General features: G+C 65.4%; 9 protein-coding genes. 5 read left to right on the plus strand and 4 right to left on the minus strand.

Going from position 1 to position 13,313, the window contains the following annotated elements; translation table 11 throughout:
- Positions 1 to 50: 50 nt before the first annotated feature.
- Complete coding sequence (locus ACSC1S_RS12670; RefSeq protein ID WP_435319219.1) at positions 51 to 1,292, plus strand: carboxypeptidase regulatory-like domain-containing protein; 1,242 nt, start codon at positions 51 to 53, stop codon at positions 1,290 to 1,292.
- Between the two features lie 12 nt (positions 1,293 to 1,304).
- On the opposite strand, the gene ACSC1S_RS12675 is transcribed toward ACSC1S_RS12670, so the two are convergent.
- Complete coding sequence (locus ACSC1S_RS12675) at positions 1,305 to 1,823, minus strand: gamma carbonic anhydrase family protein (RefSeq protein WP_435364643.1); 519 nt, start codon at positions 1,821 to 1,823, stop codon at positions 1,305 to 1,307.
- A 477-nt stretch (positions 1,824 to 2,300) separates the two neighbouring features.
- On the opposite strand from ACSC1S_RS12675, the gene ACSC1S_RS12680 reads away from it, so the two are divergent.
- Genes ACSC1S_RS12680 through ACSC1S_RS12690 form a run of 3 tightly spaced genes read left to right on the plus strand, consistent with a single transcriptional unit; the run spans position 2,301 to position 8,337 of the window.
- Positions 2,301 to 4,592, plus strand: a complete 2,292-nt coding sequence (locus ACSC1S_RS12680) for an ATPase, T2SS/T4P/T4SS family (RefSeq protein ID WP_435364644.1) — start codon at positions 2,301 to 2,303, stop codon at positions 4,590 to 4,592.
- Positions 4,589 to 6,655, plus strand: coding sequence for a type II secretion system F family protein (locus ACSC1S_RS12685; protein ID WP_435364645.1), 2,067 nt, complete (start codon positions 4,589 to 4,591; stop codon positions 6,653 to 6,655). Before ACSC1S_RS12680 ends, ACSC1S_RS12685 begins: the two co-directional genes overlap by 4 nt.
- A 17-nt stretch (positions 6,656 to 6,672) precedes the next feature.
- Positions 6,673 to 8,337 carry an Ig-like domain-containing protein gene (locus ACSC1S_RS12690; protein ID WP_435364646.1) on the plus strand — a complete coding sequence of 555 codons (1,665 nt, stop codon included), beginning with the start codon at positions 6,673 to 6,675 and terminating at the stop codon, positions 8,335 to 8,337.
- Positions 8,338 to 8,558: 221 nt separating this feature from the next.
- Here the strand turns inward: ACSC1S_RS12690 and ACSC1S_RS12695 are convergent, their stop codons facing one another.
- Positions 8,559 to 9,452 carry an EamA family transporter gene (locus ACSC1S_RS12695; RefSeq protein ID WP_435364647.1) on the minus strand — a complete coding sequence of 298 codons (894 nt, stop codon included), beginning with the start codon at positions 9,450 to 9,452 and terminating at the stop codon, positions 8,559 to 8,561.
- Positions 9,453 to 9,509: 57 nt separating this feature from the next.
- Positions 9,510 to 10,544 carry an NAD(P)/FAD-dependent oxidoreductase gene (locus ACSC1S_RS12700; protein WP_435364648.1) on the minus strand — a complete coding sequence of 345 codons (1,035 nt, stop codon included), beginning with the start codon at positions 10,542 to 10,544 and terminating at the stop codon, positions 9,510 to 9,512.
- Positions 10,545 to 10,665: 121 nt separating this feature from the next.
- Between ACSC1S_RS12700 and ACSC1S_RS12705 the strand changes: the two genes are divergently transcribed.
- Entirely contained in the window at positions 10,666 to 11,922 is a 1,257-nt protein-coding gene (locus ACSC1S_RS12705) for a cation:proton antiporter (RefSeq protein ID WP_435364649.1), read from the plus strand.
- A 135-nt stretch (positions 11,923 to 12,057) separates the two neighbouring features.
- Here ACSC1S_RS12705 and ACSC1S_RS12710 read toward each other — a convergent pair whose 3' ends face one another.
- A complete protein-coding gene (locus ACSC1S_RS12710) occupies positions 12,058 to 13,254 on the minus strand; it encodes a redox-regulated ATPase YchF (RefSeq protein WP_435364650.1) in 1,197 nt (398 codons plus the stop codon).
- Between the last annotated feature and the right edge of the window lie 59 nt (positions 13,255 to 13,313).

Raw genomic sequence — 13,313 nt, forward strand, 5'->3', positions numbered from 1 at the left:
GTGAGAGGAACCAGAGAAATTTAAGTAAGCACGCCCGGGATAGCCAACTAATGCGCCTGATTGCCATCGGAATCGGCCTCCTTCTGCTTCTCGCACCGGTCACGGGTGTCGCTGCCGCCGACGGGAGTACACCGGACGTGGCACTCCGAATCACCGTCGTCACCCAGAACGGGGACGGCGTCGGCAACGCCGAGGTCACCGTCACCTACGACGGCGAGAGCCAGACACGCGAGACCGTCTCGAACGGCGAAGTCCTGTTCGACGTGCCCAAGGGAGCCGACGTGAAGATCGACGTGGAACACCCCTTCCTGGTCCGGAACAACGCCGCCACGGTCACCGACGTCAGCGACGGTGACGAGGTGAGCGTGACGATGTACGAGACGGCCAGCGCGTCGTTCACCGTCGAGGACGGCGACGGCCCGGTCGCCAACGCGAACGTCAAGGTCAGGAAGGCCAACCAGCTCCCCGCGGCCACCGGTACGACCGGGAGTGACGGCGGCTTCGAGACCGGCGAGATAGAGAAGGGCGAGTACACGGTGACGATCACCAAGCCGGGCTACTTCGACGAGGAGACCACGCTCACCATCAGCGGGTCGACCACGGAGACCTTCGACCTCGAACAGGGTAGCGCGAACGTCCAGTTCTCCGTCGTCGACAGCCACTTCGAGGACCCGAAGCCGCTGGAAGCGACCATCGCCATCGACGGCGTCGGCTCCTTCCAGACCGACAAGAACGGGAACCGCGGCGTGACCCTCGACGTGAACACCGAGTACACGGTCTCGGTGAGCAAGGACGGCTACGATGGCCAGAGCGGGACGCTCACCGTGGGCGAGACCGACAAGCAGCTCACCTACGAGATCTCGCGCACCCCCGAGCTCACGCTCGAACCGGCCAACACGCAGGTCGTCGTCGGACAGACCGTCCGCGTCACGGTCACCGACGAGTACGGTGAGGCCGTCGAGGGCGCGACCGTCCGCGTCGGCGGGACCGAGGCAGCAACGACCGGTGCCGACGGCGGTGCGACCGTCGAGATAGCGTCCGCTGGCGACGTGGAACTCGAAGCGGTGAACGGGTCGGTGACCTCGGATAGCGTCACGGTCGAAGGCGTCCAGGCCGCGACCGACGCCCCCGAGCAGACCACGACCACCGAGATGACCGAACAGACCACCACGGAACAGGCGACGACCACGGCGGGCGAGAGTGGTGACGGCTCGACGCCTGGATTCGGCGTCGGTGCTGCAGTGGCTGCGCTCCTGGGTAGTCTCCTCGTCCTCCAGCGCCGGAGCGCCTGAGAAGCCGAGCCCTCAGTCGAACAGGTCCTTGTGCCGGGACGCGAGGTCGGTGTAGGCACCCGACGAGTAGGCGTCTGCGATCTCTTCTGGGTCGACGCTCGTCTCCGAGAGCGGAACCACCTGTGCGGGGACACCCCGGACGAACGATTCCGACGGGATGGTGAACCCATCCGGGACCACCGTCCCGGCAGCGACGATACTCCGTTCGCCGACCGTGACGTCCGAGTTGAGCGTCGCGTTGATGCCCACCAGCGAGCCCCTCGCCACGTCCGCGTCGTTCAGGACGGCACCGTGCCCGACCATCACGCGTTCTCCGACCCGAGAGTCGTGGAAGACGGCGTTGTCTCCCACGTGTGAACTCGCCCCGATGCGGACGGGACCGACGTCACCACGGAGGACGACACCCGGCCAGACGCTCGCGTCCTCCTCGACCGTGACGTCGCCGACGAGGGTCGCGTCACGCGCCACGTAGGCGGAGTCGTGAACGTTGGGAGCCGATCCTTCGAACTCGTAGTGGCGGCGGTCTACCATGCTGGGTGTCGACACGCGCCACGCTGAAAACCGTTTCCCTGAGTGACAGAGGGCGACGCGACGGGATGTGCCCGCACTCGGGAAGCGTCACCGGGGTGCCAGACACGGTGGCGACCCGAAGCCCACCGGTTTAGGACACAGAGCCAGCCGGTCCGGTCTCCCTACCCGCCGTGTGTCTGCGTGTTCTCGCTCCGGCTTCGCGTCCCGTTCGACGATACTGCCGGTCGGTGTGCGTCGCCCATAACGACGCACTCGTCGGTTCAACCGGCCATGGAAGGTCCCGAACGAGCCATTCGAGTGGCCCCGAAACCGTGACATGGTAAATGATAACCAATAGCAATTTTTATCCCGATAACATAGCCGAATCGGCCACCCACGTATTCATTTTTCCCTGATTTTCACCCATTAGAGGGCCGTAACGTAACAATCTCGCAAAGCTTTACGTCACTAGCCCGCGTATCGTATCAACATATATTGATGAATCACTATGAGAAAAGCGACGAGGGGGAGGAGCGCACGGACACCACCGACGGGGGTTGGAAGGTGACCGAGAGCGAGTCGACGGAGGAGGAATCGACGTCGACTGAGGGGGAGGAGTCGGCCGACACAGGGGCCGGGGACACCGACACCGATGTCGGTCCCGAGTTCGGCCCAGAAGCCGAACAGGACACCGTCGAAGACGTGTCCGAACAGGCGGGCGGGGACGCGATGGACGAGGACGCAGAGGATGAATCGGCAGACTCGTCCACCACGGCCACGGAGAACGACTCGCTCGTCTCCACGGAGGAGACAGCAGCCGAGCAGGAGCGCCACGAGGCCGCGACCATCCTGGAGGACGAAGACACCGAGGACGGCGACGAATCGTCCGATGAGCTCGTCCGCCGCGAAGACGAGGAAGCCCCCGCTGACGAGGACGAGACGGCCGACGACGGCGACAAGCCGTCCGAGGAACTCGTCCGCCGCGAAGACGAGGAAGCCCCCGCTGACGAGGACGAGACTGCTGACGGCGGCGACAAGCCGTCCGAAGAGCTCGTCCGCCGCGAGGAGGACCCCACCGACGAGGACGACGTGGAGGACCCGACGGAACTCGACACGGAGGAGCTGGTGCTGTGGGTCGAACAACAGGAGACCCTCACCAAGGACGACATCATCAAGCTCATCCTCGACGACGTGAAGGCGTACTACGAGGGCGTCACGCTCGACGAAAGCTTCGCCGAGCGCCCGACGAACGAGTTCATCGACGAGCGCTGGTTCGACTTCTCGTACCTCGACGACCTCGTCGAGGTCGAGCGCTACTGGGTCAACCGCCCGTACGCGTACGTCTCCATCATGTTCTGTCCGAACCGGAAGGAGTTCCGCTACGAGGTCACGGAGGTCAAACTCGACGGCTTCGAGCGCTACGTCCGGGAGGATCTCACGCGCATCCTGCGCAACAGCCTGATGTACCACGACATCGAGTCAGAACGCGGCCGCGAGGTCGTCTTCGAGGAGAAGTCGAAGGATATCATCGCCGAGCACGCCGCGACCGTCGAGGACGGCAGTATCTACAAGCTGCTATACTACCTGCTGCGTGACTTCCTCGACTTCGGGAAGATAGACGCGATGATGCGCGACGAGAATCTCGAGGACATCTCGTGTGACGGTATCGACATCCCCGTGTTCGTCTACCACGGCGACTACCGCGACCTGCGCTCGAACGTCGTCTTCGACAAGGACCGCCTGAACTCGTTCACGGTCCGGCTCGCCCAGCGCGCCGGCAAGCACATCTCCGTGTCCGACCCGCTCATCGACGCGAGCCTGCCCGACGGGTCACGCATCCAGCTCACGCTGGGCTCGGACATCGCGACCCGCGGGTCGAACTTCACCATCCGCAAGTTCGCGGAGGTGCCGTACACGCCGGTCGACCTCATCAAGTGGAACACGTTCGACGTCCACCAGATGGCGTACTTCTGGCTCGCCATCGAGAACAACAAGTCGCTCGTGTTCGCGGGCGGTACCGGGTCCGGCAAGACGACCTCGATGAACGCCATCGGGTTCTTCATCCCGCCGAACTCGAAGGTCGTCTCCATCGAGGACACCCGCGAGATCACGCTGCCCCACGACAACTGGATCCAGTCCGTCTCGCGCCCCGCCGTCACCGACGGTGGCCGCGGCGAGGTCTCGATGTACGAGCTACTCCAGGCGTCGCTCCGGCAGCGCCCCGAGTACCTGCTCGTCGGTGAGGTCCGCACGGAACAGCGCGTCGCCCTGACGTTCTTCAACGCCATCGCGACCGGCCACACGTCGTACACGACCATCCACGCCGACTCCGTCGATGGCGCACTCGCCCGCCTGGAGAACGCGCCGCTGTCGGTCCCGGTCCAGATGATACAGGACCTCGACGTGCTCGCCATCCAGAAGCAGATATTCACCGACGACACCCGCGTCCGCCGCAACCAGGTCATCGCCGAGGTTCACGCCAGCGACGACCTCACCGCGATAGAGACCAACGAGGTGTTCCGCTGGGACCCGCGGAGCGACAAGTACGAACGAGGCAGCGACTCGCGGCTCCTCGCGGAGATTGCCGACGAACGCGGCTGGACGGCGGACGAGCTCGCCGACGAGCTCTCGGTCCGGACCGAGGTCCTCAGCTTCCTCGTCGAAAACGACATCACCGACTACGACGACGTCACCCGGACCATCCACACGTTCCAGCGCGACCGTGACGAGATCCTCGACGCCATCCGCGCCGACCGGCTGGACGGCGTCATCCACGCGGAGGCGCGATGAGTACCCGGGAGAACGGAAACGTCCAGGCCCCGTTGAGCGAGGGGCAGACGCCGTTACCCGACTACGAGGTCAGCCAGTACTTCCCGCGGTCGCGGGATATGACTCCGGACGAACGCCGCGAGCTGCGCGACCAGTACGGCGTCATCAGGACGTACTTCAAATCACGCCCCGCGAAGTACCGTGACGTCCAGCGCTGGCTGAACCAGGCACGTATCGGGACGACCTACGACATCTACCTCACCCACAGCGCCATCCTCGCGATGGTCGGCGGTGTAGTGGGGGCAACCGTCGGCGTCCTCCTGACGTTCTGGCTCGCCAACGCCGGTATCCTCGGCGGCCTCACGTCACCGGTCACCGCGCCCGGCGGCATCACGTCGCTGGTCTCGTCGAACCGGACCCTGTTCGCCGGCGGCGCGTCGGCGCTGCTCCTCGGGAGTACGGTCGGGGGGTCCATCTGGGCCTTCCGGTACTACTACCCGCGGAACGTCGTCTCGAACCGCGAACGCTCCATCAACGTGGCGCTCCCGCACGCCATCACGTACATGTACGCGATGAGCTACGGCGGCATGAACCTCGTCGAGGTGTTCAAGGCACTCGCGAAGTCGGAGGACACCTACGGCGACGTCGCCGACGAGTTCGACATGATCGTCCGTGATATGGAGCTGTTCGGGAACGACCTGTTCACCGCGTTGCGGAACGCCCGCAACCTCACACCGAGTGACAACCTCGAACAGTTCCTCGACGACCTCGTGAGCGTGCTCGACTCCGGTGGCGAAGTGACCTCGTTCTTCGAGGACCAGTCCAGCCACTACGCCGAGACCGCCAAAGACGAACAGGAGGAGTTCCTGGAGACGCTCTCGGTACTCTCCGAGATATTCATCGTCGCGTTCGTCGCCGCGCCGCTGTTCATCATCGTGACGCTGATGGTCATCAGCTTCCTCGGCGGCTCGACGCTCACCCAGATGGCCGTCCTCATCTACGTCGGCCTCCCGCTCGGGATGGTGGGCTTCCTGCTGCTCATCGACGTGCTCTCGGCCCCGTTCGTCCAGACGAGCGGCGTGAAGCTCGAAGAGAAGCGCGCCGAACCCATCGACACCGAGCCCGTCGAAGACGACGAGCGGTTCGGTCCCTACCAGAAGGACCAGCGCCAGGAGCGATTCATCGAATTCGCCCGTGACCCACTCGCGGTCGTGAAGGCGACGCCACTGCTCTCGCTCGTGTTCACCGCCCCGGCCGCACTCGCGTTCACCGCCGCGGTCGTGTTCCAGGGCTTTGCGACCCCATCGGTGGCCGGCTTCGAGGCGGCACCGGTTGCGGCGACCACCCTGCTGGTCGTCCTCCCGCTGCTCATCGTGGCGATGCCGCTGTCGTACTTCCACGAACGCAAGCGCCGCCGCGAGAAGATACTCGCCGAGCGCTTCCCCGACACGCTGAACGTGCTCTCGAGTGCGAACTACATGGGCATCCCGCTCATCGACGCGCTCGACATGATCGCTCGCTGGTCGAAGGGGGTCCTCGCCGACGAGCTTCGCCTCGTCCGCAACGACATCCACTGGAACCACGACCTGACGGAGGCGCTGGTCGGCCTCGGGAACCGCCTCAAGGTTCCCCACCTGACCCGCACCATCAAGCTCATCGCGGAAGGTGGCCGGTCGTCCGGCGACATGTCCAGAATCCTCGCCATCGCGGCCGAGGACACGCGCAACCGCCACCGCATCGACCGGGCCCGCCAGCGCGCGATGTCGTCGTACATCGCCATCGTGGTCATCGGGTTCCTCGTGTACCTGATGGTCATCGTGCTCATCGACGCGAGCTACTTCGGTGCCATCGCGGAGACGACCGCCCAAACCCAGACGGCCGGCGACGTACAGGCACCCGGGTTCGCCTCACTGAGCAACGTCCCGCTCGACACCTACCGGGCGCTGTTCTTCCACTCCGTCATCATCATGGCGATTGGAAGTGGCATGCTCGCGGGCAAGCTCTCGGACAACGACACCCTCTCGGGGTTGAAGTACAGTATCGGCCTGACGCTCGTCGCAGTCGTGACGTTCGTCCTGGTCTGAACGAAGGGGGAGAATCAATGCAACACAACAACAGCAACAATACAATCATTCGGTGGGGGGACGAGCGCGGCGTATCGCCGGTGCTCGGTGGCATCCTCATCTTCGGGCTCGCGCTGTCCCTGCTCGCACTGACGCAGGTCAGCCTCGTCCCGGCGATGAACGGCCAGATAGAGTTCGAACACAACCAGCAGGTCCAGGAGGACTTCGAGCAGCTCAACGCTGGCATCCTGGAGGTCGCCGAAGAGGGGTCGCCGACCGATATCGTCGTCCAACCCGGCACCCGATACCCGGCGCGGATGTTCCTCGTGAACCCCGGGCCGGCCTCCGGCCGACTCGACGCGACCACGGGTAACGGGATTCGCATCTCGAACATCGCGGCGGTCGACCCCGACGCTGACGAGTACCTGGCTGGACTCGCGACGAGTCGCGAACTCAACTACTCGACCAGTGTCATCGCGTACACGCCCCGGTACAACAACTACGGGACCGCCCCCACGACCTATCTCGAGAACGGTATCGTGTACAACCGGTTCCCGAACGGAGCGACCACGCTGGTGACCGACAGCGCGTTCATCGACGGGAACCGCATCACCCTCGTCGCCGTCGACAGTGACCTGTCCTTGCAGTCGGTCGACTCGGAGACGCTCCGGCTGGAGCCCGTCACCGGTGCAACGCAGCGGCTCGCCGTGACGAACAGCGGCGGCGACCTGACCATCAGGCTCGATACGCAGCTCTCGCAGACCGAGTGGGACGAACTACTCGCAGATCCCCTGGCAAGAGGCACCGTCACCGACGTGGACGTCTCGGCTGGGACGGTGACGATCACCCTCAAGCCGGGTACCTACACCCTGCAGGTCGCTCGCGTCTCGATAGAGAAGTCGACGGCGAGCGAGCAACCCGCCTATATCGTCAACAAGGGTGGGAGCGACCTCTACATGACCGTCGGCGGGTCAGAGACGCTCCGCATCCAGGTCCGTGACCAGTACCACACCCCCGTCAGTGGCGTCGTCGTGAACGCGACCGACCCGGGTGTCGGCTCACTCGCCGAGAACAGCGCCATCACCGACGAGGACGGTATCGCGGAGTTCACCTACGCGGCCAGCGTTTCGAACGGGTCAGCCACGATAAACATGAGTTTCGGGACCGCCCCCACGTCTGTGGAATCCACGGAAGTGTCGATCAAGGTCGGTGAACGGAATGAGGGAATCGGGGGGACCATCAACCCAGGCAGTGCCAACACTGTGAACCTCCAGATGGCCGACATCACCGAGGTGAACACCAGCAATAAGATGTTCTACGCGGACCTGACGCTGGAGAACCGTGGGTCGGTCGACCGGACCATCGACGAAGTTCGCGTTAACTTCTACTCCGCGCGGCAGATCTCGAACAGCAACAACCGGGACCCAGCGCTGGAGTACCGGATCGACGGGACCGGTCCATCCGGTAGTGCAGCCAACTTCACCATCGGCGGTGACTACGCAGCGCCGGCGAGCACGCTCGGGACCATCGCGAAGGACGGCGGCACCGAGACGTTCCGGTTCGAGTTCATCGGACTGGAGAAGAGTGGCAGCGACACCGTGCTCGCGAACTACCAGATCGAGGAGGGTGACTACTTCATCCTCTCCATCATCTACGACGACGGCACCTCGGCGACGTACTTCGTGACGCCGCAGGTCCCCTGACACGGGACAGGAACGTCACCCGATTCGACCCCCGTTTCGAATTCTGATTCTCCCGGCATCATTATTCAATCCCCGTCCCAGCCACTAGACGTGCTTACACGGTAATCCCAACCGTCGCGGCTGTTCCCAGGTGGGGCTGGTGCAGTCGGCTCACAGAGGCACAGCACTTGTCATAGGTCGAGCGCTGCGGCTCACCGCACGCTCAGATTCCACGCTCCCAGCTACGCTATCGTGATGAGCGTCGCACCGACGACGACCAACAGCGCGCCAGCGGCCAGCCCTTTCGTCACCCGTTCTAAATCCCCGAGCAACAGCGCGGTGAATACCGCGACGAACAGCGGCGCGGTCCCCACCAGCGAGGAGACGACGGCCACGTTCCCGCGGTCCAGCGCGGCGAAGAACAGGAACAGCGAGGTGGCGTTGAGGAGACCGGCGACGAGGTAGAACCCGAACGCCGGACGGGGGATGTCGATCGCGTCCCAGCCGACGCGCCCGCCGATGATGGCGACGAGCCAGAGGACGCCCCAGGTCTCGTGGAGGGCGACCGCTTCCAGCGCCGTGACGGGCGTCTCGGTCAGGCCGAAGCGCCGGACCACGTCACTGCCGCCGTAGGCGATGGCCGCGAAGATGGGGAAGACGAGTTCCCACGGCTGCCAGCCGGCGATGTCGCCACCCTTCGAGAGGGTGAGAACGACGAGGCCGACGACGAGGACGACGATACCGGCGACGGTCACCTCGTTCACCACCTCGCCGATGAAGACGAAGGCGAGGGCGGCCGCGAACAGGGGCCGCGTCGAGATGCCCGCGGAGTTGACACTCGCCCCGACCCGGTCGATACCGACGAACGACGACAGTCGCGCGACGGCGGTGCCGACGGTCCCCGAGACGAAGAATATCCCGAGGATGAACGGCGTGATGGGCGGAGTGTGGCTCGTGGTGACGGCGACGCCACCGATGACCGTCCAGTAGCAGACCGCGTCCATGACGGCGACGACCAGCGAGCCCTGCAGGACGGTTCCGCCGGCTGCCAGCCCGCGCTTCTGGAGTGTCATCGAAAGCGCCCAGATAGCGGCGGCCGCGATCGCCAGCGCGGGGACGAGAAATTCTCCAGTCACTACCGGTCGAATGTGACGGGGGGAAGTGAGCCTACCGGAACCGGCGAATGCGAGTTATCATCCCCGTTCGGCGATTCGCGAGCCCACGGTTCGCCCGTTCTCGAACGCGAGATGGACCCGTCCCTCGCCGACCACCCAGTCACCGGCGACGAACAGTCCGGCGTCCTCGGCACAGCGCGCTGCCGTCGCGTCGACGCCGGCGTCCGGGAGCGCGTACCGCCAGCCCTGCGAGTCGACCCAGTCCGGCTCGGTGAGTCGGTCGTCCTCGAGCAGGTCCGCGACGAGGTCCGCGGCTTCGGCGGCGGCCTCTTCGGTCGGGTCGTCGTAGTGCTCGACCGACCACTCGGGACTCATCTGTGCGATAAGCAGGCTCTCGTCGTCGGGGACGTGCCCGGGCTTGCACTCCTCGCGCGAGAGCCAGCCGACCGGGTGCTCGCGGTCCGGGTTCACGAGCGCGTACCACGGCCGGTCGAGTTCGAACGGGTAGTGCAGGACGAGCGTCCGGATGGTCCGGTACGGGACCGACTCGACCGCCTCGTGAAGCCGTGAGAGACGGTCGTCGGTCCAGTCGGTGGCTGCGAGCAGGTCGGCGGTCTGCGGTGCCGGTGGGGTGAGTACGAGGACGTCGAACGGACCGTACGACTCGCCCTCAGTGTCGGTGAGGGTCCAGGCATCGTCCTCCCGAGCGATGTCCTCGATTCGGGTCGCCTTGTGGACCGATGCACCCGCCCGCTCTCGGACGCGCTTTGCGAACTGGGTGATGCCTTGCACATAGGTCCACTTGTGCGACTCGTCGGCACGGCCCTCGGCGATGGTTCCCTCGGCGTCGTGGGTCCACACCGGCTGCTCGATGTCCGCGAGTCCATCGGTGCCGAGTTCGTCGAGCAGGTCGTCGACCCAGGCGTCCTCGCCGGGCTTGATGTAGTTCGCGCCGTGGTCGTAGCGACAGCCGTGCTTGCGGCGGGTCGCGGCGCGCCCGGAGATACCTCTCCCCTTGTCGAACAGCGTGACCTCGGTGTCGGTCCCTCGGAGCGCGTCCGCGACGCCGACGCCTGCAGCGCCAGCGCCGACGACGGCGACCGTTCGTGTCATACCGGGAACTGGGTTTTCCACGGGAAAAACCGCCGCGCTCCCCGAGCGGCTTACCGGGAGGTGACCACATCACCCGGCCCGGAACGAACGTTATCCGACTCGGCGGCCTTTCCTGAGACAGATGAGCGAAATCGAGCCGGTCCTGGCGAGCGTCGTGGCCATCTTCGCCATCGCGTTGCTCGTCAAGCTCCTCGCCGACTGGCGGCCCGAACTCTCCTACGCCAGCGTGCTCGTGGCCGTTGGGGTACTCGTCTCCGTGCTCGGTCTGGAGTTCGATCTCACACTCTCCGCAGACCTTATCCTCGCCGTGTTGCTCCCGACGATCGTCTTCGAGGGGACGACCAGTATCGACGTGCGCGAACTCCGCCACAACGCGTTGCTCGTGGTGGTCCTGACGCTCGTCGGGTTGCCACTGGCGGTCATCATTCTCGGCGTGGTCGGGACGGTCGCGTTCGGCTTCCCGCTCATCGTCGCGCTGGTGTTCGCGTCGGTCATCCTCCCGACGGACCCGGCCGCGGTGCTCTCGGTGTTCAAGCAGTTCGACGTGGGGAAGCGGCTTTCGGTCACAATCGAAGGTGAGAGCCTGCTGAACGACGGGGTTGCCATCGTCATCTTCGCCACGCTGGTCGCCGCGTTCCGGCAGGCCGATAGCGCCAGCGACGCGGTCGCGTCGCTCACGACGTCTGGGCAGGTGGTGTCGTTCGTCCTCAGCATCGCGAGTGTCGGCGGCGGCGGCCTGCTCGTCGGCGTGGTCGTCGGCTACCTCGCACACCTGTGGGCTCGTCGGCTTCGGGACCGGCTGGCGGTGATGCTGCTCTCGGTCGTCGTGGCATACGGGAGCTTCCTGCTCGCAGAGTGGGGTCTGGGCCTGTCGGGCGTGCTGGCGACCGTCGGTGCGGGGCTGGCGATGGGGGCGCACGAGCTGACCCACGAACACATGTCCGCGCCGGAGTCGTTCGTCCAGCGGGTGTGGAACGTCGCCGCCTTCCTGGTGAGCACGGTGCTCTACGTGCTCATCGGGGCTGCCGTCGACGTGGGGCAGTTCGTCGAGTACGGCGGATTCGTCCTGCTGGCCGCAGTGCTCGTCGTACTGGTCCGAGCCCTGACCATCTACCCGCTGGTGACGCTGACGAACCAGGTGCTCCCCGACCCACTGCCGGTCGCCTGCCAGCACATCGTGGTGTGGGGCGGCCTGCACACCGTGGTCCCGGTCGGGCTGGCCCTGGCGCTTCCCACGGCGCTTCCGTACCGCGAGGTCGTCCAGACGATGGTGTTCGGCGTGGCCATCGTCAGCGTGGTCGCCCAGGGGTTGTTGATGCCGACGGTGCTTCGGCTCACCGGGCACGGCGATGGCCAGTTCGGGAATGCCGCGGAATGAGTGGCTGCTCGATGGTGGCGAACAGGCGACACGGACGGAGAGAAAGACAGAGACGGGCGTGTCGCACAACCGCGGCACCGTCCCCGGCGATGGTCAGACCATGCCGGGGGTGGCCGCGGCTTCGTATTTGAATCCTCAGCTGGTGGTGACGAGTTCGACGACCTCGCGGTGGTCGAGCTCGGTGTCGCCGCCGATCTGGCGCTTGGTCCGGCAGTTCAGGCCGTGGAGGAGGCCGTCGCCGATGTCGGAGTGGAGGTGGTACGCGAAGTCGGAGGTGGTCGAGCCCTCGGGGAGGAGGAAGCAGTCGCGCATGACGCGGCCCTGCTCGTCGCCCATGGCTTCCGCACCGCCGGGGAAGACGGCGATGACGCCGAGTTCGTCGAACAGCGCGGTCTCGATGGCCTGCTGGACGCCGGTGCCGCCGTACTCGGTGACGAACTCGCGAATCTGTTCGAGGCCCTGCTCCTGTTCTTCGGAGACGTCGGCGACGATGTCGAAGTCCTCGTCACCCGCGTGGTAGTCGACGACGCCCTGCTCGGCCGCGTTCTTGAGCGCCTTCTCGGCGTGGGCGCTGGCCGAGACGAACGTGAGGTGGTCGTACTCGGGGTCCGTGGTAATCTCCTCCCAGTTCGCCTGGGCGGCGGGCGTGTCCATCTTGTTCGCCGCGATGACCATCGGCTTGGTGTACTTGCGGATCTCGCGGGCGAGGTCCTCGCGGTCCTGTGCGTCCCACTCTTCCGGCTCGAAGCCGAGGTCGAGTCGGAGGACGAGCTTCTTGACCTCGTCCTTGTTGATGCCGAACGCGGACATCTGCTCGGCGAGTTCGACCTCGATGGCGAGTTCGTCCTGGCCCTGGTAGCGGTTCTGGAACTTCTCGATGCCCTTGTCGAGGATACCGACGTACCACTGGTCGAGTTCGTTCTCCAGGAAGTCGATGTCCTCGCGGGGGTCGTGGCCCTCGGTGTTCTCGCCCTCGATGTCGGTGGTGCCGGAGAAGTCGACGACGTGGACGAGGACGTCGGCCTCGTTCAGGTCGGTGAGGAACTGGTTGCCGAGGCCGCGGCCCTCGTGTGCGCCGGGGACCAGCCCGGCCACGTCGACGAGTTTCGTCGGGACGTAGCGTGTGCCCTGCTGACAGTAGCCGGTGTCAGGTGTGCAGGACTCGTCGAACTCCGGGGCCGCACAGTCGACACGGACGTACGCCTCACCGACGGAGGGGTCGATCGTCGTGAACGGGTACGCGCCCTCGGGCACGTCGTTCATCGTCGCCGCGTTGAAGAAGGTGGACTTGCCCACCGAGGGCTTGCCCACGAGACCGATCTTGTAGCTCATTGGAATCGTCAAGCCGGTCGGGCAGTATAAGGCTTGAAATCCGTTTCTGCAGTGGTATG

The sequence above is a fragment of the Haloarchaeobius pelagicus genome (assembly GCF_051207375.1).
Taxonomy (GTDB): Archaea; Halobacteriota; Halobacteria; order Halobacteriales; family Natrialbaceae; genus Haloarchaeobius.